The 23,617-nt window shown below is 59.7% G+C and carries 22 protein-coding genes; 5 read left to right on the top strand and 17 right to left on the bottom strand.

What is annotated here, in order from left to right:
• Positions 1-455: 455 nt before the first annotated feature.
• The gene (locus FH08_RS0101330; protein WP_031356584.1) at positions 456-659 is read left to right on the top strand and encodes a cold-shock protein; all 204 of its coding nucleotides are present in this window, start codon (positions 456-458) and stop codon (positions 657-659) included.
• A 155-nt stretch (positions 660-814) separates the two neighbouring features.
• On the opposite strand, the gene FH08_RS0101325 is transcribed toward FH08_RS0101330, so the two are convergent.
• Complete coding sequence (locus tag FH08_RS0101325; protein ID WP_081889321.1) at positions 815-2,113, bottom strand: acyl-CoA dehydrogenase family protein; 1,299 nt, start codon at positions 2,111-2,113, stop codon at positions 815-817.
• Between the two features lie 267 nt (positions 2,114-2,380).
• On the opposite strand from FH08_RS0101325, the gene FH08_RS0101320 reads away from it, so the two are divergent.
• Both FH08_RS0101320 and FH08_RS0101315 read left to right on the top strand, forming a co-directional pair.
• A complete protein-coding gene (locus FH08_RS0101320; RefSeq protein ID WP_031356582.1) occupies positions 2,381-3,733 on the top strand; it encodes an LLM class flavin-dependent oxidoreductase in 1,353 nt (450 codons plus the stop codon).
• 75 nt (positions 3,734-3,808) lie between these two features.
• Complete coding sequence (locus FH08_RS0101315) at positions 3,809-5,173, top strand: LLM class flavin-dependent oxidoreductase (protein WP_031356581.1); 1,365 nt, start codon at positions 3,809-3,811, stop codon at positions 5,171-5,173.
• A gap of 46 nt (positions 5,174-5,219) precedes the next feature.
• Here the strand turns inward: FH08_RS0101315 and FH08_RS0101310 are convergent, their stop codons facing one another.
• Genes FH08_RS0101310 through FH08_RS0101295 form a run of 4 tightly spaced genes read right to left on the bottom strand, consistent with a single transcriptional unit; the run spans position 5,220 to position 10,462 of the window.
• Entirely contained in the window at positions 5,220-6,992 is a 1,773-nt protein-coding gene (locus tag FH08_RS0101310) for a dipeptide ABC transporter ATP-binding protein (protein ID WP_235210256.1), read from the bottom strand.
• A gap of 8 nt (positions 6,993-7,000) precedes the next feature.
• Positions 7,001-7,870 carry an ABC transporter permease gene (locus FH08_RS0101305; protein ID WP_031356579.1) on the bottom strand — a complete coding sequence of 290 codons (870 nt, stop codon included), beginning with the start codon at positions 7,868-7,870 and terminating at the stop codon, positions 7,001-7,003.
• Complete coding sequence (locus tag FH08_RS0101300; protein ID WP_031356578.1) at positions 7,867-8,796, bottom strand: ABC transporter permease; 930 nt, start codon at positions 8,794-8,796, stop codon at positions 7,867-7,869. Before FH08_RS0101300 ends, FH08_RS0101305 begins: the two co-directional genes overlap by 4 nt.
• Position 8,797: 1 nt before the next feature.
• Positions 8,798-10,462 (bottom strand): ABC transporter substrate-binding protein, encoded by a 1,665-nt coding sequence (locus FH08_RS0101295; protein ID WP_031356577.1) that lies wholly within the window; start codon positions 10,460-10,462, stop codon positions 8,798-8,800.
• Positions 10,463-10,746: 284 nt separating this feature from the next.
• On the opposite strand from FH08_RS0101295, the gene FH08_RS0101290 reads away from it, so the two are divergent.
• On the top strand, positions 10,747-13,113 hold the full coding sequence (locus FH08_RS0101290; protein ID WP_031356576.1) for a DNA polymerase II: 2,367 nt from the start codon (positions 10,747-10,749) through the stop codon (positions 13,111-13,113).
• 200 nt (positions 13,114-13,313) lie between these two features.
• Here FH08_RS0101290 and FH08_RS0101285 read toward each other — a convergent pair whose 3' ends face one another.
• The 7 genes from FH08_RS0101285 to FH08_RS0101255 form a co-directional block, all read right to left on the bottom strand.
• Complete coding sequence (locus tag FH08_RS0101285) at positions 13,314-13,622, bottom strand: HigA family addiction module antitoxin (RefSeq protein ID WP_031356575.1); 309 nt, start codon at positions 13,620-13,622, stop codon at positions 13,314-13,316.
• A 77-nt stretch (positions 13,623-13,699) separates the two neighbouring features.
• Entirely contained in the window at positions 13,700-13,978 is a 279-nt protein-coding gene (locus FH08_RS0101280; protein WP_031356574.1) for a type II toxin-antitoxin system RelE/ParE family toxin, read from the bottom strand.
• A gap of 40 nt (positions 13,979-14,018) precedes the next feature.
• Positions 14,019-15,383, bottom strand: coding sequence for an amidase (locus FH08_RS0101275; protein WP_031356573.1), 1,365 nt, complete (start codon positions 15,381-15,383; stop codon positions 14,019-14,021).
• Between the two features lie 19 nt (positions 15,384-15,402).
• Positions 15,403-16,104: a DUF2848 domain-containing protein gene (locus tag FH08_RS0101270; RefSeq protein WP_031356572.1), complete on the bottom strand. Its 702-nt coding sequence runs from the start codon at positions 16,102-16,104 to the stop codon at positions 15,403-15,405.
• Positions 16,105-16,164: 60 nt separating this feature from the next.
• Entirely contained in the window at positions 16,165-17,472 is a 1,308-nt protein-coding gene (locus FH08_RS0101265; RefSeq protein WP_031356571.1) for an MFS transporter, read from the bottom strand.
• Between the two features lie 37 nt (positions 17,473-17,509).
• Positions 17,510-18,142 carry a DUF4286 family protein gene (locus FH08_RS0101260; RefSeq protein ID WP_031356570.1) on the bottom strand — a complete coding sequence of 211 codons (633 nt, stop codon included), beginning with the start codon at positions 18,140-18,142 and terminating at the stop codon, positions 17,510-17,512.
• 101 nt (positions 18,143-18,243) lie between these two features.
• Positions 18,244-19,287, bottom strand: a complete 1,044-nt coding sequence (locus tag FH08_RS0101255; RefSeq protein ID WP_031356569.1) for a LysR family transcriptional regulator — start codon at positions 19,285-19,287, stop codon at positions 18,244-18,246.
• A 622-nt stretch (positions 19,288-19,909) separates the two neighbouring features.
• Here FH08_RS0101255 and FH08_RS0101250 point away from each other — a divergent pair.
• Positions 19,910-20,473: a YSC84-related protein gene (locus FH08_RS0101250; protein WP_031356568.1), complete on the top strand. Its 564-nt coding sequence runs from the start codon at positions 19,910-19,912 to the stop codon at positions 20,471-20,473.
• 227 nt (positions 20,474-20,700) lie between these two features.
• Here FH08_RS0101250 and FH08_RS0101245 read toward each other — a convergent pair whose 3' ends face one another.
• From FH08_RS0101245 to FH08_RS0101225, 5 genes are all read right to left on the bottom strand, one after another.
• Positions 20,701-21,042, bottom strand: coding sequence for a winged helix-turn-helix transcriptional regulator (locus tag FH08_RS0101245; protein WP_031356567.1), 342 nt, complete (start codon positions 21,040-21,042; stop codon positions 20,701-20,703).
• A gap of 43 nt (positions 21,043-21,085) precedes the next feature.
• Positions 21,086-21,376 (bottom strand): nucleotidyltransferase family protein, encoded by a 291-nt coding sequence (locus FH08_RS0101240; protein ID WP_031356566.1) that lies wholly within the window; start codon positions 21,374-21,376, stop codon positions 21,086-21,088.
• 110 nt (positions 21,377-21,486) lie between these two features.
• Positions 21,487-21,714, bottom strand: a complete 228-nt coding sequence (locus FH08_RS0101235; RefSeq protein WP_031356565.1) for an AbrB/MazE/SpoVT family DNA-binding domain-containing protein — start codon at positions 21,712-21,714, stop codon at positions 21,487-21,489.
• 190 nt (positions 21,715-21,904) lie between these two features.
• Positions 21,905-22,177, bottom strand: a complete 273-nt coding sequence (locus tag FH08_RS0101230; RefSeq protein WP_031356564.1) for a plasmid mobilization protein — start codon at positions 22,175-22,177, stop codon at positions 21,905-21,907.
• A 150-nt stretch (positions 22,178-22,327) separates the two neighbouring features.
• Complete coding sequence (locus FH08_RS0101225; RefSeq protein ID WP_031356563.1) at positions 22,328-23,545, bottom strand: ABC transporter substrate-binding protein; 1,218 nt, start codon at positions 23,543-23,545, stop codon at positions 22,328-22,330.
• Between the last annotated feature and the right edge of the window lie 72 nt (positions 23,546-23,617).

Raw genomic sequence — 23,617 nt, 5'->3', positions numbered from 1 at the left:
AAGCGAAATCCTGGCGGATAAAATTACTTCCAAACCAGCGACACTCCATTATCAACACGCTATAGGACGTTCATAAAGCGATCGCCCAGCGCATTTCCGCCCCTATTCAGCGACCGCTCGTTCGGCCAATCAGGGAAATCCCTTTGTCCAGACAACACTGGATAGGCGCCACGAAGCCTTTCATGGCCCATTATTTGGGCGCTTCGCGCGCCCATAAGTGACTGAATTTCGTAATCCGCAAGCAATGCAGCTTTTCCGGTTTGGAAAGCTTCAATAATTATTGGCGCGGCGTACAATTGATTCGCCATAATTCCAAAAGCGCATATCGCCGCAGCGACTGTTTGTTACGGACGCGCTCATGGACTTAGAGAAGTCTTGTCACAACAATGCAATGCGACGCGGCTCGGCGCTCTGGTTTTATTCTCACTCGTTAGCTCTAAATTTTGGATACGCTCATGGCAACCGGTACGGTCAAATGGTTCAACGATGCAAAAGGCTTCGGCTTCATCACACCCGATGACGGCGGCGAAGATCTGTTCGCTCACTTTTCGGAAATCAAGGCAGAAGGCTTCAAAAGCCTTCAGGAAAATCAGAAGGTAACGTTTGAGGTAAAACAGGGGCCGAAGGGCAAGCAGGCATCGAACATCGTGCCGGCCTGAGTTTGATCCGGCCGTCACGGCGGCTGGTTTTTATCCGTCATACGGATGACGCCGGGGCGTGGCCATCACTGGCCACGCCCCGCAGTAACTTTTTGCGTGCCAACACACGGTAGCGCGACAGCGACGATCGAGGCCCTTAGACCCCGACCTGCGCTTTACCTGCCAGTCCTGGCAAATGCATCGTCCTGAATGACCGCCTCCCCTCCCTGCACCGCGCCTTGTTTGAAGGCGGTCGCAGCCGTATCCGCAGCGGAATGAGAAAGACTGAACCGTTCCTCGGGCCCCGTCCCATTCAGATGATAATTGCCGACCGCAGCCTCACGCTGGATCGCCGGATTGTGCGAAGCAATGACGCGTGCATTGCGCCAGTGGCGATCAAGCCGGCGTGCTTCGCTCGTCGCCGACGCGCCGCCTACTTCGAATAGCAGCGTGGCCGCCTCGAGCACCTGCTCGAGCACGATCTGCTGCGCCTGGTAAGCCTGGATATCGACGTCAATGTAGTCCGCTGTCGTCGCCTCGCCCGCGTTGCGCGCCTGATGCACCCGGTCGAGCGCTGCGGCTACCGACTCGACCAGCGCCTCAGCCGAGTACGCGAGACTCGCGAGGCGCCCCACTACGCGATGCACCAGCGGGTTGTCACGCGGACTCGACTGCCCCGCCACGCCAAACGTGCGGGTACGGCCCTGAACGAACGCCACGCCATCGCGCAATACCGCGCGTGCAATACCGGCGAGCGTCGCCAGGTGCACGGTCTGGTAGAACGCGGTCAGGAAGGAATTACGGCGCGGCTCCGACGCCTTGTAGCGCGACAGGATCTGATCGACAGGCACGCGCACGTTATCGAAACGTGTTGTACCGCTAGCGGTCAGACGCTGGCCGAAACCGTCCCAGTCGTCAGTGCGCGCCGCGCCCGGTGCATCGCTTCGAACCAGCACGTGGAGATCGGTCTGCGCATCGTGGGCGGCCACGTTGATCCATTCCGAATAGAGCGTGCCCGTGCTGTAGTACTTCTCGCCGTTCAGCAGAACAAAGCCCGTGTCCGCGTCGGGCGTGACGGTCACGCTATTGTGCGTGGAACCGGTGCGCTCCGAGGTAGCCGCTCCAATCGTCTCACCTTTCGCAATACGACCCAGCCAGCGCTCGCGTGTTGCGTCATCGCCGGTTTCCAGTTGTTGCTCGATGAAACCGGAATGCGCGCGAATGATCTGCGGCAGGTTCGAATCGGCTTCGCCCAGACGCGTCAGGAGACGGAAATACTGCGGTAAGGAGACTCCACTGCCGCCATATTCGCGCGGTACCCGCAAGGCGGTAAAGCCGCTGTCTTTCAAACTCTGGACGGCATCGCGAGCGAGTTCACGGCCCTGCTCACGTTCTATGGTCCCTTCGCCGATATGCTCGAATATCTCCGCGAAACGCGCGTAAAGCGCAGCGTCCGCCGGTGCTGACGTCGTCATTCACTTCTCCACAATTTGAACAGGTGCGAGCCTATGAGGATAAGTGCCACGCCAAGCCACCGGCAACGAACGATAGGTGCTAACCATATGCGCACGCCGGGTTTCCTGAGCCTTGTTCTTCACGCCGTGAAGCGAATGCGGTTTAGTTCTTTAGTGCTCTGACGTATATCGATCGGCAGATTTATTCGTCGCTTTGCGCGGCTGTCCGATCAAGAATTCAAAGTCAGCCAATGTCAGCTGATTTCAGCTATTAAGCGCTAGAGCAAGATGACCCAACCTCCCAACACGCCGCCCCGACAACTTCATCTCAACGTCAATATCCTGCATTCGGGTTTCGTTCCCTCTGCATGGCGCCTGGCCGATGCCGATCCTCAAGCGTTCATCGACGTTCGTCACTACGTGCGGGTCGCGCAGATTGCGGAAGCGGCCGGCTTCGACGCCGTGTTCCTCGCCGATAACGCCTCGATCGCCGACCAGATCGACTTTCGCCCGATCACCGCGCTCGAGCCGACCATCCTGCTTGCCAGCATCGCGGCAGCGACTTCGCATATTGGAGTGATCGGCACTGCTTCCACGAGTTACAACGAGCCGTACAACATCGCGCGCCGTTTCGCCACGCTCGACCATGTCAGCGGCGGCCGTGCAGGCTGGAACGTCGTGACCACGGCGGACCTGGGCTCGGCGCGCAATTTCGGGCGCGATGCGGTGCCCGATCACGCCGAGCGCTACGCACGTGCGGCGGAATTTACCAGCGTCGTCAAGGCGCTCTGGGACAGCTGGGAGGACGGTGCGGTTATCGGCGATAAAACGAACGGACTATTCGTCGATACGTCCAAGGTTCATCCCGTCTCGCATCGAGGCACACATTTCTCGGTGCAGGGTCCGTTGAATGTGCCACGTTCCCCGCAAGGACATCCGGTGCTGGTGCAAGCCGGCGCTTCGGGCGATGGCCGCGAGCTGGCCGCACGGCATGCCGAAGCAGTGTTCTCGGCCTCGCAATCGTTCGATGAGTCGCTAGCGTATGGACGCGATCTGAAAGCCCGGGCAGCGGCCTTTGGACGTGGTCCCGACGCTGTGAAGGTGCTGGCGGGATTGACCACGATCATCGGCGCAACGGAAGCCGAAGCCTTGCGTCGCCGCGATGAACTGGTGGACCTGATTCCGTGGAGCTATAGCGTCACCCGGCTGGCCGGCACCCTCGGCGTGACACCGGATCGTCTGAAGCTGGACGAACAACTGCCGGACAACTTGACCTTACCCGGCCAGGGCAACGGCAACCATACGTTCTTTCACGCTACGCTGGCACAAGCCCGGCAGCACGGCTATACCGTGCGTCAACTCATCCGGGCGCTTGCCGGAGGCGGGGGTCATCGCGTCATCGTGGGTACGCCCGAACAGATAGCCGATGACATCGAACGCTGGTTCAAGGCCGGGGCCGCCGATGGCTTCAACCTCATGCCCGATACCTTGCCGGGTGGATTGCAGGACTTCGTTGATGGCGTCGTTCCAATCCTTCGCCGGCGCGGCATCTTTCGCACCGGCTACGAAGGCACGACGCTGCGCGAGCATCTCGGTCTGGCGCGTCCCGAGAACCAGAGCTTATGGCGCAAAAGCGCCTGAACGTGCACCTGCACCAAGCGCACTCACGCATGCCGGTGTCCCCTTTCACGCAGCATCCCGACGATCCCACACACCATGGCCAAGCGAACTGGACAACTGCGCCTAGGCGCCTTTCTTTATCCTGCAGGACATCACATTGCCGCGTGGCGGCATCCGGATGCACAGGCGGACGCGGGAATCAATTTTCGGCACTACGTGCAACTCGCCCAGGCGGCGCAAGCGGCTAAATTCGACCTGCTGTTTCTCGCCGATGGCGTGGGCACCCGAGGCGATAACCTGGACTTCCTGAGCCGCACCGCGCACAGCTATATCGCTCAGTTCGAGCCGATCACGCTGCTGTCCGCACTGGCTGCCGTGACGGAAGACATCGGCCTGGTCGGCACGGCGTCGACCAGCTTCAACGAGCCGTATCACATCGCGCGCAAGTTCGCGTCGCTCGACCATATCAGCGGCGGTCGCGCGGGATGGAACCTCGTTACATCGTCGAATGAGCATGAGGCGAAGAACTTTAATCGGGACCGGCATTTCGAGCATGGAGAACGCTATGAGCGGGCGACCGAGTTTGCGGATGTTGTCGACCGGCTTTGGGATAGTTGGGAGGACGATGCATTCTTGCGCGACAAAGAGCAAGGCCGCTTCTTCGATCCCGCCAAGCGTCATGTCCTCGATCACAAGGGACGCTTTTTCCAGGTCAAGGGGCCTTTGAACGTAGCGCGCTCGCCTCAAGGTCAACCGGTGGTCGTCCAGGCGGGTTCATCGGAAGCCGGCCGGGCGCTGGCTGCCCGTACCGCAGAGGTCATCTTCACGGCGCAGCAAACCCTTCAGGACGCGATCGATTTTTATGCCGATGTCAAAGGCCGCCTCGAACAGCATGGGCGTCATCCCGATGACCTGAAGATAATGCCCGGCGTCATGCCCATCGTCGGACGCACCGAAAGCGAGGCGCGCGAGAAGTTCGAGCATTTGCAATCGCTGATCGACCCGGCGGTGGGACTCGCGTTGGTATCGGGCCTGACTGGTGGTTTCGACTTGTCGGCTTACCCGCTCGACGGTCCTATCCCTGAACTGCCTGAAACGAATGCGAGCAAGAGCCGTCAATTGCTCACGCTCGAATTGGCGCGGCGCGAGAACCTGACGATTCGACAGCTGTATCTACGCGTGGCGGGCGCACGCGGACATTGGCAGGTGGTCGGAACACCTGAGCAGATCGCGGATCAACTGGAAGAACGCTTCGTGCACTATGGAGCCGACGGCTATAACGTCATGCCCGCGGTTCTGCCGGGCAGCCTGACGGATTTCATCGAACTGGTGCTGCCGGAGTTGCGTCGCCGTGGACTGTTTCGCACGGAGTATGAGGGCCACACGCTGCGTGCGAATCTTGGCCTCACGCGGCCTGTTAACCGATACTCGGCGGAGAAGGCCAATACAGTTGCAGCCTGAGCGGACGGGTCAGGCGGGTTCAATATGAACACACGCCCGATCGCTATCAGGACAGTTCGCGCTCTGTTACCGGACCTTCGGTTCTGACCTTGTCATCAGGATATGAACGCCGAAGTGCCGGCGTCGACAGCATCAAGAGCTTCGTGTACGGATGCTCCGGCGATGCGAACACGCGTTCAGCCTCACCTTCTTCAACAATACGGCCGTCCTTGAAAACCAGCACCCGATCGCTGAGATGACGCACGACGTCAAGATCGTGCGAGATGAACAGCAACGACGTATGCAACCGTCCCTGCAACTCTGCCAGCAAATCGAGCACCTGTGCCTGGACATAGACATCGAGCGCAGACACAGGCTCATCGCAGACGATCAGCGCGGGCTCCGGAGCGAGCGCGCGTGCGATTGCAATGCGCTGCCGCTGGCCACCCGATAGCGACGTGGGACGGCGGTCGAGAAACGCAGCATCGAGTCCGACCTGTTCAAGCAGTCCGACGCTTTTCTCCAGTAGCTCCGACCTGGATAATCGCTTCGACCACAACGCTTCTTCGAGCAACTGGCGCACTGAATGACGTGGGTCGAAGGAACTGAGCGGGTCTTGCGGAATGTATTGGAGACGCGGCCGCAAGTCGCGGCGCGAGCGCTCGGAGACTCCCTTGCCGTTCCAACGCGTATCGAGAAACTCAACGTTGCCGGCATCCGGCTCGACCAGGCCCAGGACAATGTTCGCGCAGGTGCTTTTGCCAGAACCGGACTCACCGACAATACCTAGCACCTCCCCTTCGTGCACGGTGAACGAGATGTCCTGCAGCGCAGTAAAAGTTTCACCGCGGTGTGCACCACGACGCGAATAGTGCTTGCCGATGCCATCGACGCGCAGTACGACCTTTTGTGAGCGAGCACGTCGCGGCGGCAGCGGCTCGCGCACGATCAGCGGCGCGTTAGCGGCTGTATTGTCATCATCGGCTTGGATATGAGCAGCCACCGTCGTCACGAATCGCGCGGAACTCAGCCGATGCCCTCGCGACTGCGCCGACGGTTGTGCAGCCAGCAACTGCCGCGTGTACGGATGCGAGGGGTTGTTCAGCACGCTCTCTGCAGTGCCACTGTCGACCACTTCACCGTTATGCATCACGAGCACACGATCAGCAATGCCGGCTACCACCGCTAAATCGTGGCTGATCAGAAGCACACCCACGCCCTGTTCAAGACGTGCCGCAAGAACGGCCAATACCTGCGCCTGCACCGTTACATCGAGTGCCGTGGTAGGCTCGTCCGCGATTACGAGCGCCGGTCCCGCCGCTATGGCCGAGGCGATCAACGCACGCTGCCGCAAACCTCCGGACAATTCGTGCGCATACTGAGTCCCGCGATGTTCCGGCTCGGCAATACCAACGTCCTGCATCACTGCGTGAACCCGCCCCCGGCGTTCACGCCGCGACCGCACGAGCCGATGATGCACCAGCACCTCGCCTATCTCCGCACCCACCGTGCGCAGAGGATCAAGCGACACGAGCGCGTCCTGCATCACCAATCCCGCGAAGGTCCCACGCAGCGAGCGCCAATCATGTTCGTTGAAGTTCAGCGCTTGTCGTCCATCGATATCAAACTGGCTGGCATCGATCACTGCATGCGGTCCGGCCAGGCCGAGCAGCGAGCGCGCCGTCAAACTCTTGCCCGACCCCGACTCGCCCACCAGCGCAACACACTCGCCGGCATGGATGGAAAGATCGACACCGCGCACCAGCGGCTCGCCGCCGTTAGCGCCTGGAAAGCGAATGGTCAGGCCGCGGATATCGACTAGTGTTTTTGGGTCTTGCACGGTGCCTGTCATCGCGTTCGTCCCTCGACCTTGCGTTGCAAAAACTTGCCGATCACCGAAAACGCGATGACAGTCAGCGTAATCGCGAGCCCGGGGAATACGCTCGGCCACCACGCGACCCGTAGCACGTCGCGGCCTTCGGCGAGCATGACGCCCCATTCGGGCGTCGGCGGCTGCGGCCCTAGCCCAAGGAAACTCAAGCCCGATACCGCTATGATCGCGCTCCCAATGTCGATAGTCGCTATCACCGGCACGACGACAAGCACATTGGGCAGCACATGCCGCAGGAAGACGCGGCTGCGCGAGAGCCCATAGCTCACCGCGTGCGCGACATAGTCGGCGCGCCGCACCACCAGTGTCTGGCTGCGTAGCACCCGCCCGAATTTCGGAATGCCTGCGATGCCCACCGCGATCGCGATATTGACGATGCCTTGACCAAGAAACGTGACGACGAACAACGACAACAAGATGGGAGGAAACGCCGAGAGGACGTCGAACACGCGTGAGGCTGATTCATCGGTCAGACGTTTTCCCAGGCCCGCCGTCATGCCGATCACGAGACCGATTGCTAGACTAACAAGCATGCTGGCAAGGCCGATCAGCAGCGAATAACGCGCCCCGTAGATCACTCGCGAGAAAACATCGCGGCCAATACGGTCGGTGCCAAACCAGTGCTGCGCGCCGGGCGGCTGTAACGTCTGCGCGATGTCGCTTGTGAGCGGATCGAAGTGCGTGACGAGAGGCGGATAAGCGATGGCAACGGCCAGCACCACCAGGAAGACCCCTGCAAGCAATACGCTTGGGGGAATGGCTTGTATCGACCACTCTGAAGACCGCTTGGCGGCCGGGGCCCGGGCCGGAGAAATGATCTCGCTCATTGGCTGCGCAACCTTGGATCGATGAACAGATAGGCGACGTCGAGCAGCGTCGAAATCACCACGTGGACGAAGGCCGCAAGCAGTACCACGGCAAGTACGACCGGCACGTCCTGCGCGGTGACCGCATTGAGCGTCACGCTGCCGATGCCGGGCCGCCCGAACATTTTTTCGGTGATCACCGCGCCGCCAAGCAAGCTGCCGATGAGCCAGCCGCCCAGTGTCACGACCGGCAGCAATGCATGCCGGAGAACGTGTCGAAAGCGTAGTGCGAGTTCGCCTACGCCTCGCGAACGGATCGTGGTGACGAAGGGCTTTTCCAGCGCCGCCTCGAGCGCCTCGCGCATCACTTGCGACAGGATCCCCGCCGTCGGCAACGCCAGCGTGACTGCGGGCAGCACTAGCGAACGCCAACTGCTTGCACCCGACACCGGGAAGATATGCAACTGGAACGAGAAGACGATCAGCAACAACATGCCCAGCCAGAACACCGGTGTGGAAGTGAACGTGAGTTCAAGCACCGACGCAATACGAGTGCCCCACGCACCCTGTCTCGATGCCGACCCGGCAGTCAGCGTGGCGATCAGGATCGCCAATACGATTGCTAGCAGGCCGGCCGATCCCGCCAGCTCCGCTGTGGGCAAAAGCTGGCTACCCAGAACGGCGCCCACAGGTTGTTGCATCACGAACGACGTACCCAGGTCTGCATGGGCCAGCCGCAACAGGAATTGCCCGTACTGCCATGGAAGACTGCGATCGAGTCCCCATTGCGCTGCGATCGCTTCGCGTAAGCCGGGATAGGCCAGATCCCCTGCAAGCACATCTTCGATACGTCCCGGCAGTGCGTGAATAGCCACGAACGCCGCCGTGGCCGCAAGCCACAGCACGAGCACGCCGGTCAGCAAGCGCGTGACGATCTTTTGAAGCATGTCAGCCTCCCTGCTTTGCTTGTGCCTCGACCCAAAGGTCGTAAGAACTCGCCGGGCCATCCAGTTGCGGTTCGAAGCCGATGCCATGCACGTTCGACTTCGCGGCCAGGTGATATGCCGGCGCGAAGAGCGGCACGATAAACGCCTGATCCACCGCGCGCGTCTGGATCTTGGCAAGCAGCTTGCGGCGCTCTTCGCCTACCGGCAGGAGGCGGCTATGGTTGATATCGTCGACTATGGTTGCGTCGGGATTCTTGATGGCGTTGTAGAGGAAGCCCTGGTCACCCAGCATGTCCCATAGCTCCATGGCGACGTCCGACGGGTTGTCGGTGTTCGGATAGATGGTCCAGTTGCCGGTCGCTTTCTGGTTGGTGAAGTCGCCCGCCGTGGTGATGCGCAAGCCGAGATCGAGCCCGATGTTCTGACGCAGCGCGGACTGCACCGCGCGAATCAGCACGTCTCGGCTGTCGCGAACGTAGGGCTGCGGATAGCCGACTTCAATGGAGAGCCGCTTGCCCTCGCGTGTACGAAAGCCGTCACTGTCACGCTGGGTCCAGCCGGCATCGTCGAGCAGCTTGTTAGCCTCGGCGATCTTGTTGCCCCACGATCCCTTGAGACTAGCGTCATAGTCCGCGTTGTCCGGTCCAATGTTCGAATACGCGCGCCGCACCGTGCCCAGATAGACGCTCTTCACGATCCCATCGAGATCGAAGCCGTCGCGCAACGCGCGCCGCACGCGTACGTCGTTAGCCGGGGCGACGGTGTAGTTGACGTTGAGCGAGAACGAGGTCGTCGCCGACGGGCCGGTCAGGTACTGAAATCCATCGACCTTATCGAATACGGTGATATCCGTAGGTTGTACGCCTTCGATCAAGTCGACTTGTCCTGAACTAAGTGCGCCCGTGCGTACGGCCGCTTCCGGAAGGAAGCGGTAGGTAACGCGATCAAGATAAGCCGGGCCCTGATGCTGTGCGTTGCCGGGTCCCCACTGGTAGTCCGGGTTGCGTTCGAAAACCGCCGCCTGGCCACGCTGATATGACTTGAATACGAAGGGTCCGGTCCCGACTAGGCCGGGTCCGCCGCCGCACAGATCCTTGTTTTCAGCCAACGCCTTCGGCGAGATAAAACCGAGCTTCACGCTCGACAGCGATTCGAGTGTCGTTGAATCGGCCTGCTTCATGACGAGCTTGACCACCGTCGGCGACACAACCTCCGCGTGGTCAAAATGAACCAGTAGCGACGCCGATGCCGAAGTCGTGCTGACATTGCTCAGGATGTAATCGAAGTTGGCCTTGACCGCTGCCGCGTTGAACGGTGTGCCATCGGTGAATTTCACGTCGTCGCGCAGCGTGAACGTGTAGCTTTTGCCGTCATCGGCGACCGTCCAGGACTTGGCCAGCCACGGTGCGTAGGTGCCGTCGGTTTTCTTGCTGATCAATGAATCGATGAAATTGCGGATCACCCAGAACGCGTTTTGTTGCGATGAACGGTGAGGATCGAAGCACGCCGGTTCTGTCGTTACACCCCACGTAAGCGCGCCGCCCGAAACCGGCTTGGCTGAGGTCTGTTGCTGAGGCGAAGCTGAGTCGGATTTGCTGCAGCCACTCAGTACGAAACTGGCACTAAGGGCCGTCGCGCCCACGAGCGCGAGAAGTCTTGCGTTCATCTAACCGGATTCCTGTCGAAGGTCGAGCGGCCCGTAGAAGGGTCCGCTCTTGCTGCGCGGTCGCTTGAGGCGACCACGTGAAAATTGACCTTGCATGGTAGGCGGCGAGACAGGCATCGCAAACGCAGCAATTATTCTATGGATAGAGGATGCGATTTCATATCGATCGGAAGGATTGGCTTACGCTGGGATGCTGAGACCGAGCGTGGGAAACGGCAAATCGAACAGGAAAGTCGCGCACCCACTAAAATCCATACTGGACACACGTTTTCCAAGGTGGGCATCTGGCCGGGCATCAACAAGGTTTTATTTTGACGCGTCATTGGCGGGACACCGCCGATGGGACGGAGGTCGAATTCTGGCTGGCGACGGACGACGGTCCCTGCCACCTGCGTTTGCGCCCGCAGGACTCGGTGGCGTTCATTCCAGCCGAACACCGCGAGCGCGCTGAAACCGTCTTGCAGCGCGAGAAGCAGGTGGAATTGCGCCCGCTGGATCTCGTTGATTTCAACCATCGGCCGGTGTTGGGCCTGTATTGTCAGCAGTATCGGCAATTGACGGGGCTGGAGAGGCGCTTGAAGCAAGGCGGCGTCGATGTGTACGAAGCTGATGTCTTTCCGCCGGACCGCTACATGATGGAGCGCTTTATCACAGCGCCAGTTGTGTTCAACGGCGAGTCTCATGGAGACGGTCCGCTGCTGAACAGCGAGTTGAAACCCGTGTCGGGTTATCGGCCGAGGTTGAAACTGGTGTCGCTCGATATAGAAACCAGCGCGAAAACGGAGTTGTATTCCATCGCCCTCGAAGGCTGCGGCGAACGCCAGGTTTATATGCTGGGACCGCCCAACGGAGATAGCAGTGGCATCGACTTCAAGCTTGAATACTGCGAAAGCCGCGCTCTCCTGCTGGAAAAACTCAACGAGTGGCTTGAGAAGCATGATCCCGATGCGATCATCGGCTGGAACCTGGTTCAGTTCGATTTACGCGTATTGCAGGAGCACTCGCAGCTGTATCAGATTCCACTGCGGCTAGGTCGCGGCGGGAGCGTAATGGAATGGCGGCAGCATGGTCTTACTCAAAACCATTTCTTCGCGGGCGCAGCGGGACGATTGCTGATCGATGGCATTGAAGCGCTTCGGTCGGCAACATGGAGCTTCCCTTCGTTCAGCCTCGAGTATGTCGCGCAGAGCGTGCTCGGCGAAGGCAAGGCCATCGATAATCCGTACCAGCGAATGGACGAAATCCAGCGTCGCTTCGATGAAGACAAGCCCGCTCTCGCACGCTACAACCTGAAGGATTGCGAGCTGGTCACGCGGGTCTTTGCGAAGACGGAACTGCTGCCGTTCCTCCTCGAGCGCGCGACGGTCACGGGTCTTCCCGCGGACCGCAGCGGTGGATCCGTGGCCGCTTTTACGCACTTGTATATGCCGCGGATGCATCGGCAAGGTTTCGTCGCGCCCAATCTTGGCGATGTCGCCGGTGCGGCAAGTCCCGGCGGATTCGTAATGAATTCGCGGCCGGGTCTTTACGATTCCGTTCTGGTTCTCGACTATAAAAGCCTGTACCCATCGATCATTCGCACCTTCCTTATCGATCCCGTTGGATTGGTCGATGGTCTGCGGCATCCCGATGACGAGCACTCGGTGCCGGGTTTTCTCGGCGCACGTTTCTCACGCACGCGGCATAGTCTGCCGGCCATTGTCGATCAGGTCTGGAAAGGACGCGAGGAAGCCAAGCGCGAGCATAACAAGCCGCTCTCGCAAGCGTTGAAGATCATCATGAACGCGTTTTATGGCGTGCTGGGTTCAACGGGATGCCGCTTCTTCGACCCTCGCCTGGCGTCGTCGATCACCATGCGCGGTCATGAAATCATGCGCAAGACGCGTGAGTTGATTGAAGCCGAAGGCTACGAAGTGATTTACGGCGATACGGATTCCACGTTCGTGTGGCTCAAGCACGCTCGCAGCGAGGAAGAAGCGGCGCGTATTGGCGGCGCGCTTGTCGAGCACGTGAACGCGTGGTGGCAGGATGATGTGCGAGAACGCTTTGCGCTGGAGAGCGCGCTGGAGTTGCAATTCGAACGACACTATCGGCGGTTTTTCATGCCGACCATTCGCGGCGCGGAAGAAGGCAGCAAGAAACGTTATGCGGGTCTTAGCCTTTTGCCCGACGGTAGCGAAGAGGTGGTCTATAAGGGACTCGAAACCGTTCGCAGTGACTGGACTCCGCTCGCACAGCGGTTCCAGCGAGAACTCTATTTGCGAATCTTCAAGGGTGAACCGTACCAGGATTATGTACGCGACTACGTGCGGCGCACGCTGAGCGGCGAATTCGACGAGTTGCTCGTGTATAGGAAGCGCCTGCGCCGGCCACTGGATGCGTATGAGCGCAACGTGCCGCCGCATGTCCGCGCGGCTCGCATGGCTGATGAGTTCAACCGCGAGCGCGGCCGGCCGTTGCAGTATCAACGCGGCGGCTGGATCAGCTATGTGATGACGAGTGCGGGACCGGAGCCGCTTGAAACCTTGCAGTCGGCCATTGACTACGATCACTATCTGATGCGGCAATTGCAGCCTATTGCCGATGCAATCTTGCCGCTTCTGCAAAGCGACTTTCAGACGCTGGTGTCTGGTCAGCACGAGTTGTTTTAGCCCACGAAGATATCCACAGAAATTGTTGGCAAGGCTGTGGACAAGTCGCGGGGAGGTGAGGCAACGTGTTGATTTGGTTGGGGCTTGCTTCCCTGCTTCGCTACGAACGACGCGAAGCAGTCTGGCAAGAGTTGTTCAACAGAATGCCTGGATTTTTCCGCGCCATAGTCAACTTTCCCCCTGTGATCGCTAGATCCTGGTTAGGCGGATACCACTGCCGGCGCCGGTTTTATCCGCTTCGGCGCGTGCTTGCGCGCCTGCCAGAGATCGTAGTCGAGCTGCATACCAAGCCAAAGATCAGCTCGCCCACCGCGCTCCACACCCAGCCACTGTTCAATGCGTAGCGCCATTTCGGGAGTAATCCCGCCACGTTCGTTGAGCAGACGAGACAAGGTCACACGGGACACACCAAGTTGCTCAGCAGCCTCGGTAACCGTCAGGTTCAGTGCAGGCAGCACATCTTCCCGGAGGATTGCCGCAGGGTGTGGCGGATTGAACATGTTAGACATAGCTTTCGTCAATATGAATACTTCAGTGTAATGCCCGATGCAACCGGGCTAAGCGAATTGAGCGTTCAGACAATCTTTTAATGGTAGTCCCTGTAGTCAACGAGGATTGCATCCTCACCGTCAAACATGAACGTCAACCTCCAGTTGCCGTTCACCGTTACAGACCAGACTCCAGCCTCCTCACCCTTAAGTGGATGCAAACCCCAGCCCGGCTGATTCATATCTTGCTGTGATTTGGCCCTGTGTAGCGCTGTCAACTGACGGGTCAACCGCGGCTTATGTGCTGCCTGAACCCCTGCTGCTGAACCGGTTTCAAACAAGCGTTGCACACTTTTATGTTTCGACGATTTGATCATGGCGCGCAATTTAGTGACTACCAGATCAGTGCATCATGCATTAATACACTTTACAAACCCCAAGCGCGTTTTCCACCGCACCCGCCAGCTCCAGGATCCCCTCATCCTGTCCATGAAATCCACCGATGCTGAACCCCACCGGCACATCCCCCTCCCGATGGCAAGGCACTGAAACCGCACAGCCATCTAAAAAATTCACTACGCTCGGATTGCGAAGCACCAGCGCATTGGCTGCGGCGAAGGCGGCGTCGTCAGCTTCGAGCGCGGCAATCGTAGGCGGAGCGATAGGAACAGTAGGCATGACGAACGCATCGAAACCGGCGAAGAACTGCCGAGCCGCCGCGATGGTCGTGCGCCGCGCCGCGAGCAGATCGAGGTAGTCCGCCGCCGATGCCGCCTCGCCGCGCCTGATCCGCGCCAGCACGCGCCGATCGTACATATCGGCCTGCGTCGCCAGCCGCGAGCGATGAGCGGCAAACGCTTCTATCGGCGAAAAGCCGAACGTGTTGATCGCAGGAAGTGGATCGAGCGGCGCGAAACGAACTTCCGTGAGCAACGCCCCGGCATGAGCGAGCCTATCCAACGCCGCTTCATAGGTTCGCGCGACTTCCGGCTCGATACCGTCCATCACATAGTTGCGCAGCACCGCAAACCGCGCGCCCGCAAGCGTCCTTCTTGCATCGAACGAGGCACCTGAAAGCACGCCATCCATCATCGCGCAGCAGGCGACACTCGGCGCAATGGCGCCGACTACATCGAGCGTCGGCGACAGCGGCACAACGCCTTCAGTCGGCACACGTCCCGCGCTCGGTTTGAAACCCGTGAGCCCACAAAACGCGGCAGGAATCCGCAGCGACCCGCCCGTGTCGCTGCCCAGGCCCGCTGCCGCCAAACCATCGGCTACGGAAGCCGCCGCCCCCGACGATGACCCGCCCGCAACATGCCGTTCACTCCGGCGCCACGGCGACGCCGGCGTGCCGTAGTGCGGATTGAGGCCCAGCCCCGAGAACGCGAACTCGCTCATGTTCGTGCGCCCGATCAGCACCGCACCGGCTCGCCTCAGCCGGGCAATCGCGGGCGCGTCGGCGCGAGCAGGCGGAGCGTCGGCGAGGACGCGAGAACCGGCGCGGGTCGGCTGACCTTTTACATCGAAGAGATCCTTGACCGATACCGGCACACCTGCCAGCGGCGAGAGACGCGTGCCGGCGCTGCGTAGGGCATCTAGGGCATCGGCCTGGCGGCGGGCGCCGTCAGCGTCCACGAAACAAAACGCGGCGCCGCCATTGCCGCCATCGGCAGCGATGCGTTCCAGCGCGGTTTCAGTCAGTTCGCGCGAGGTCGTCGTGCCTGCGTCAAGCATGGCGGCGAGGTCGGCGAGTGGAGTCTTGAGAGCGAAGAGCGTCATGGAAATGATCCAGTAAAAGTCAGGCGACGACCGGCAGCGAAGCCACCGAATATCGATGTTTCAAAGTGCGGCCGAGCACTGGATCGTGGAGCTCGAGTTCGAAGACATCGCCCGAGGACATCGCCGCGATCGCGCCGTGCACAGAAAGCGTACCGCCGAACATTGCGCTCTTCGCAGGCAGCGTTGGCGCACCTGCGAACCTGCGCCATAAATCAGATGGGTCCAGCAGTCCGTTGACCGTGCCCGATTGATAAAGACGGCGTTCACCGTCGGCGGTGCTCAGCCACGAACGCATCGTCAACTGATCCCAATGCCCGGCGACATCGGCATAAAGCCAGGCATCGCGGCCGAGCGGCTTTGCGCAAACCTGTTTCGATACCGCCACCCCATACGCCTCTACTTCGCGGTCCGTATGATCTGAGCCGATAGCGACCAGCGTGCCAAGCGGGCTATCGAGCAGCACGCATTCGACTTCGCCGCCCGAGTGCGCACCGAGCACGGCAATGCTGTCGTCCTGCGTGAGCAGGCCAGCGGCCAAGCGATAGAAACAAGGCGTGGTTGATGGCGGCGCTACACCAAGCGCCGCGAGTTCATCGATATGCGCTTGGATCGCGGCAGGGTCTCGCCCTGCCCAGCCTGCGATCACGAGGTCGTCTATGTTGGCAGTGGTCGACACAGGCGCTGAGCCGAAGGGAAATACATTGAAGGAAAGCGTAGTCATTGGGGAGCTTAAGTAGATGAGCGCGGCGCGGCAACGCGCGCCGGGACGACAGGTAGCGCCTTAGTTTTCCAGTGGCCGTCGCGCAGTCTCACGCGCGACGATCAGCGAGATGCCGGTGACAATCACTGCAATCGCCACATACACCGAGACCGCCAGCGTGCTGTTGTAGTGCTTGAACAGGCTCACGATGATGAGTGGCGCGAAGCCACCGCCGAGAATGCCGGCCAGCGTATAAGCAAGCGACGATCCGGCATAACGCACGCGGGTTGGAAACTGCTCGGTCACGAATGCGGCTTGCGGCCCGTACATCACGGCATGGATCACAAGCCCCACTACGACAGCGAGCACGATCTGCCACGGTTGTGCGCTATCCACGAGCAAGAAGAAAACAAACGCCCACACCAGCGCGGCAAATGCACCCGCTAGATAGACCGGCCGACGCCCGAACCGATCCGACAGCGCGCCGAAGAACGGCACGCTCAACGCATTGCACGCGGTGCCGATCAGCACGGCGGTCAACGCTGTCGTACGCGAGAGATGCAGGACGGTCGTGACATAAGTCAGCGTGAACACGACCAGCAACGCGTACAGCACGTCCGATCCGATCCGCGAACCGCCCGCAATCAACAGACGCCGCCAGTGCAGCGTGAGTACTTCAACGACGGGCACCTTAGCCGTTGCATGGGCGTGGCTCAGCTGTTCGAACTGCGGCGTTTCATCGACACCGCGCCGTACCCACAGGCCGAAGACCACCAGCAGCATGCTGGCGATAAAGGGCAAACGCCAGCCCCAGGCGAGGAAGTCGTCGGGGGAGACCACGAGCGTGAGAAGCGCGATGAGACCCGTCCCGAGCAACGTGCCGAACGATGGCCCGACCTGCGTCCACGACGCGCTCAGGCCGCGCTTGTCCTGATCGCCATGTTCAATCGATAGCAGCACGGCCCCTGCCCACTCGCCGCCGAGCGCGATGCCCTGCACGAAGCGCAGCGCAACGAGCAGGATCGGACTATAGATCCCGATGGCGGCGTATGTCGGCAGGAAGCCCATCAGCGCTGTGGTGATGCCCATCAGCACGAGCGTGAGCATCAGGACGGCACGACGGCCGATACGGTCGCCAAGGTTGCCGAAGATCACGCCGCCGAGCGGCCGCGAGATATACCCGACCGCGTAGGTCGAGAACGCGAGAATGGTGCCCGCGAGCGGGTCGACCGAGGGGAAGAACAGGTGATTGAAAACAAGCGCTGCAAGCGTGTTGTAGATCGTGAAGTCGTACCACTCGAGCGACGTGCCGACCATGCTCGCCGTGGCGAGACGGCCGCGTCCGACGTGCGGTGAACCGATATCAGACTGCTGGGCAAGCGTATTCATCGAGAACCTCGGATGATGAAAGCGGGATCACGTTGGGTCAGGCCGACATGCGCCAGAGCATCTGGAACGTACGGACTTCGGCACCGTCCGCGAGTGTTTCGGCAAGCGCGCGGGTGGCCTCGGGGTCGCTGCCTTCGATCAATACGAGTGCATCGGCAGCGGGCAAAGCTGGTTTCTTCGATGCCGTCAGCGAAACAGACAACGCAGGGGCAGTGCAAAAAAGCCGTGCGGCATGAACGCCGGCCTGACGCACACCCGCTTCGAAGCGTGGTTTCAACAACGCCGCTTCAACGCGTTCCTGCGGCAGCACAAATAGCGCGAGAAACACGCCTTCACCGTCGCCCGTTTCAAGTGTCAGTTCGCCCACGCGGCGTTGCGTGTCGGTCATTCGAGCAAAGTTGGCGAGAGACCATGGAGTTTGTTCAGTGAAGGCGCGTTGATAAGCGTCGCTGCGAAAGACATCGAGCGACTCAGTCACATAGAGCGCGAGATAGCGGCGCGGGCCGCCATCGGTGGCCTTGAAACGGCGTGCGTAGCGAAAGCCGGGAATCGCGACGCGTTCCTGCATGTGCTCACGGTCGTACCACGCGTTGAAATCGGCTTCCTGCACCGGATCGGGATCGGTGTCCGTCCAGATGCAAAGCTGGCCCTGCGGTTGTGATGTGCTCATCGATCGTTCCCTGGCGAAAGTGGATTCGTAGTGGGAACAGTGTCGCGAGCAACGGGTGCTTCGGTCCAACAAGAAAACAAATACGGCGTGAACAAATTTCCTTATGACTTGCTTTCCGGTGACTTGCTCGTGCGGCGCGGTTTGCGAGCGTTGACCGCCGGCGACAACGTCCGCGCGCTGTCAGTCTTGCGGGCGCCGCGTTTTGGCGATGCCGCTCGCTTGGTCTGTGTCTTCGCCACCGGTGCCGACTCAGCGAGGAGCGCTGTTTCGAACTCGCTCGCGGCTTGCCGTGCCAGATCGGCGATACGCGCGGCGAGCGGATGACTCTGTGCCCTGCAGGTCACCACCAGCGGCAGCGATGGAAACTCGGCGCTCACATCGAGGACCTCAAGCGTCCCTTCGCGCAACTCGCGCTGGATGATCGCGGGTGGCAGCGCGGCCACGCCGAACCCGTCGGCGACCAGCCGGATCATTGCCGCCACCGACGTGATGCAGTTGATCCGCGCGGGCCGCTCGACTGCCAGCGCAAACAGTTGCTCGAGCGTCGCGTGCGGGCCGGAATGGCGCGAGAAGCTGACGATCGGAAAGTCCGCCAGTTGCGCAAGATCGAGGGTCCGGCCTGAGAGCCCGAGCTTGGGACTGGCCACCCAACGCACCGGGAACTCGCACAGCGGCAGATTCGTGAAGTCGGGGCCGGCGATTGCATCGGTCTGCAGGATCAACTCGATCTCACCGCCACGCAGCAGGTTCGCGAGGTGAATCGTGGTGTCGCTGGTGACTTCTATTTCGAGCCGGGGATAACGCTCGCGCACGAGCGCCATCAGCGCGGGAAACCAGCTATGCACGATTGATTCGATCACCCCGATGCGGATCAGGCCTGCATCGGCGTCGGCGTCGTCGACTTCCCGGCGCATTTCCTCGCCAAGGCGCACGATGCGCTCCGCATAGGCCAGCATCTTGCGACCGGCTGGCGTGAGCGTGGCCGAGCGCGAGTTGCGATCGAACAGGCGGACGTCGAAGCTCTCCTCCAGCGACGCGATCCTGCTTGAGACCGCCGCTTGCGTGGTGTGCAGTTTTTCGGCCGTCAGGCGGAAATTCTGGAGTTTGGCGAGCCAGACGAAGGTTTCGAGGAAGCGGATGTTCACGGCAAGGGTCGCAAGTCATGACGAACAGGCATGGTAACGCGTCGTGATGGCGGGGCAGATCGGGTGTCTAAGGTTGCTTTGAGACTGCGGACGGATCGGCGCACTTGAACATATTTTTGGTGGATATGTTCGCTGTATAAAAAATTGCAACAACGAAACGAATTTCGAGATTAATTCTATTGCTTATTCAATCCGTGATGTTTTGCCAAATTAGAATGCTTGATATAACCTCCTACCGTATTAAAATTTCCGTTTAAAGCAAGAGCGACGAGGCCTGCTCGCGGAGTCCCGACGGTTTAAATTTGTCGCTCACCGAGCGCCCGCTATGCACGTTACAACGCGGCCTTGGGCGGTCTTGGCGTTAAACACACTTATCGTTTCTAAACGTGTTATCAATCGCCTTCAATTGAAATTTTTATTGAATACGCCGAATAATATTATTGACCACTCAATCATTTCAGATAACAGCTGCTGGTCAAGGCTATTTGACTCAAGCTATTAATCCGTGCGCTGGGACGTATTCCAAATTAAAAACGCCAACCGTCATTACCACCGATAAAGCGCATCTACCCCAAAGTTGTATTCAACCGGATATGACCGATCTGCAAGCGGAGTTGACCTCATGACCCAATGCATCAGACTGATCCTCGTTAACCTGCTCCTGCTGTTTGCGACCTCCTGTTCGACTTCGCAAATACCCCCGACCAACGGGGTCGACCCGGATCTGGAAGCAAAGGCGCGCGCAGCGCTCCAGCAGTTGTACAGCACTACACCCAATGCGAAGTTGCTCCAGTCCCGAGCGAAGGCGGTGCTCGTGTTTCCGGAGATACTCAAGGCGGGCTTGATCGTCGGAGCCGAGGAAGGAAACGGCGTGATGTTTGGCGCGGATGGGAAAGTGATGGGCTACTACAATGCGACGTCCGTTTCGTATGGGCTGCAAGCCGGCGCGCAATCGTTTCAGGAAGCCATGTTCCTCACGACCGATTCCGCCATCAAGTATCTGCAGACTAGCGGCGGCTGGTCGATTGGCGCGGGGCCAAGCGTGGTTGTCGTGGATTCCGGCACGGCCCGGTCGTTGACATCGACCACGCTGCAGTCTGACGTCTATGCGTTCATTTATGGTCAGCAAGGGCTGATGGCCGGGGTAGGTATTCAGGGTCAGAAAATCTCGAAGCTTAGTCCGTGAGCGGTTGGGTGTGCGGGTGATCTGCACGTGAACCTTTTAGTTCATCGGGCGCGTGCCCGGCACCATGCCGGTATGCGCCCGTATACATCTGCATGTCGCAGGTGCCGAACCTCAGCGCTTTCCTTTCGGCGGTCGAGTGCACGAACACCGTGTCGGGAACCTCCTTCGTTATCTTCGATTCGACCAGTCCGAGCAGTTGAAGTTTGTGCCGAGACGACCTTGTCTTTCTATGCTGCTTGCAGCATGAAATCGACGTGGACGGCCTCGTAAGGGAACACTATCGCACCCTCTGCGTTACGCTCGATGACTCCGGCATCAAGCAACGCATGCACGTCTCTATGTACGGCCTTTACGTCTCGCCCCACGCGACGAGCAATCTCGCGAATAGACAGCGGCCCCGTCGCCGTGATGGCTTTGATGATGTTCCAACGCATTTGCGTAAGCGTCTGGAACAGCAGTTCCGGCGATTCGAACGTGATGTATGCGCCTTGCGCCTTGCCTTCGAACGCTGCCAAAAACCGCTTGTTGACGGTTTCGCGCGAGGCGACGCCTAGAGTAACGGTTTTCATGATGGGCTCCAGTTATCTACGTCAGTCCAAAAATCCGCGAATCTTATATCGGCACCGCCTCAGCAACCGCAGCTCCACGAAATTTTTCGGGAAGTGCATTCGGGGTCAGGACGTCTACCGAGACGCCAAGCAACTGTGCCAGTTGGCGCCGGATCGAACCGATATTCAACAGGGTCATCCCCGGTTCCGGGTCAACCAGGATATCCAGATCACTGTCCTCCGTATCTTCCCCGCGCAGGACAGAACCAAATACGCGCGCATTGATGGCGCGGTTTGCCTCGACAATAAGCCTGATCTCAGCGCGGTGCGAATCAAGTGCAATGGACGGCTTCATCGAACGAACTCCTCAGCTGTTTAAAATCCGTCGGGCTCCAAGGCCAAGATCATGTGCAAAACAGCGAACCAACACATGCATATCGAGGCCGATCATCGAGCCGATGCTCCCTACTCGTCGATTGCCGAGTTGATTTCCTCAATCGACACTGGTTTCGCAGGTTTGCGGATGATTCGCTTCAGCGCGGTCACGGAGCGATTAGCAGGTAAGATTTCGTACCACCCCGTTTCGTCGTTGAGGATGAACTCGATGCGGTCCCCTGCACCCAACCCGAGTTGGTTGCGAACGTCCAGCGGAATCGTCACCTGCCCTTTAGATGTCACAGTTGCGGATGCCATCATTCCTCATATTCGACATTCCTTAATTTGCTTCCCGTTAGCGCGGCATCCTCTTCGTGCCGCTGCGGGCGGATCACGAGTTCGAGAGTCGCACCGAGACAAAACACACGCTCGGGCAGTCCCTCGACCCTCAGCTGTCGCTCTTTCACCGTACCGGCCAGTTGTACTACCTAGTCGGTCACACGCACTACTACTTACCTTCCATCCTTGCCGCGATGCGCTTGTTCGATTCCGCAACAAATGACAGCGCATCATCGAGTGCGGCGCTCGCTTCCTGCGTGGACACATTCACGTGCCGGATCAGCGCGTTGATATTCTCTTCATCGTCCGACGGCTTGAAGCCCTGCGCCGCTTGGCGCATCAGTTCGCTCACGTTGAGCCCGAGACGCTTCGCGGCGCTCGCAATCGCACGTTTTTGAACCGGCGTCACCCGGACGACATTTCGTTTTGTTGCAGCAGCCATCCCTACACTCCATGCACGTCAAACCTGGTGCGTACATATCGGCCCGTTTACAGCATCGGTCAAGCGCTTTTTTACCGCATCACCACCCCACCAACGCAAACGGCCCGCTTCCGCGGGCCGTTCTCACATCATCACACACCCCGCACCAACTTAATCCGCCGCCCTCAGCTTCGCCACTTCCGCATCCGAAGGCTGGACACTCGCGCCATCGATATACCGAAAGTTCGTCATGATGCCCTTGCCGTCCTTCACTGCCGTCGTCCCGACATACGCGCCCATCGTCGATTGATTGTCCTGAGCACGGTACGTGATAGGACCAAACGGCGTCTCAACCTTCAAGCCCTTGAACGCTGCCGCAAGCTTGTCCGGATCGGTCGACTTGGCTTTCTTCAAACCATCCGCAATCGACATCAACGCCGAATAACCCACCACCGATCCGACCCGCGGATAGTCGTGATACTTCGTCTCGTAGGCGGCGACGAATTTACGGTTGGCAGGTGTATCGATCGAGTACCACGGATACCCCGTCACGATCCAACCGACCGGCGCCTCAGCCCCGAGCGGATCGAGGTACTCAGGCTCACCCGTCAGCAGCGACACCACCGAAACGTCCTTGAACAAGCCACGCGTATTGCCCTCACGCACGAACTTGCCAAGATCGGCAGCGAACTCGACGTTAAAGATTGCATCGGGCTTCGCGTCCGCGAGCGCTTGCGTGACCGCGCCGGCATCCAGCTTGCCAAGCGGGGCCGCCTGGTCCGCAACGAACTCAACGTCAGGCTGCGCCGCTTTCAGCAAACGCTTGAACGTAGCCACTGCCGACTGTCCATATTCATAGTTCGGATAGACAACCGCCCAGCGTTTCTTGTGCAGCTTGGCGGCTTCAGGCACGAGCATCGCGACCTGCATGTACGTCGACGGGCGCAACCGGTACGTGTACTTGTTGCCGTCCTGCCAGACGATCTTGTCGGTCAGCGGTTCGGCAGCCAGGAAGAAAACCTTGCGCTGCTTGGCATAGTCGGCAAGTGCCAAACCGGTATTCGACAGGAACCCGCCGAACAACAACGAGACCTGCTCGCCCGTGACCAATTCCTGCGCGACCCGAACCGTATCCCCCGGATTGCCGTTGTCGTCGCGCGAGATGACTTCGAGCTTCTTGCCATCGATACCGCCCGCCGCGTTGACCTCGTCGAGCGCCATGTTCCAGCCGTTCTTATACGGGCCTAGGAACGCAGGCTGCGCTTTATAACTGTTGATCTCGCCAATCTTGATGGTCTGGGCGGCAGCGCCGACCGACACCAGAGCGGTGGCCAGGGGCGCAACCATGAAGGCGGTTAAGCGCAGCAACGATCCAACACGCGTGGTCATAGTTTTTCTCTCCGGATGAAGCGGCTAGGTTGAATGCTAAGTGACATGGCTAAGGTTGCTTGAAGGATACCC

This window comes from Caballeronia sordidicola, from assembly GCF_000729995.1.
Taxonomy (GTDB): Bacteria; Pseudomonadota; Gammaproteobacteria; order Burkholderiales; family Burkholderiaceae; genus Caballeronia; species Caballeronia sordidicola_A.
This window is presented reverse-complemented; position numbering and strand designations above follow the sequence as displayed.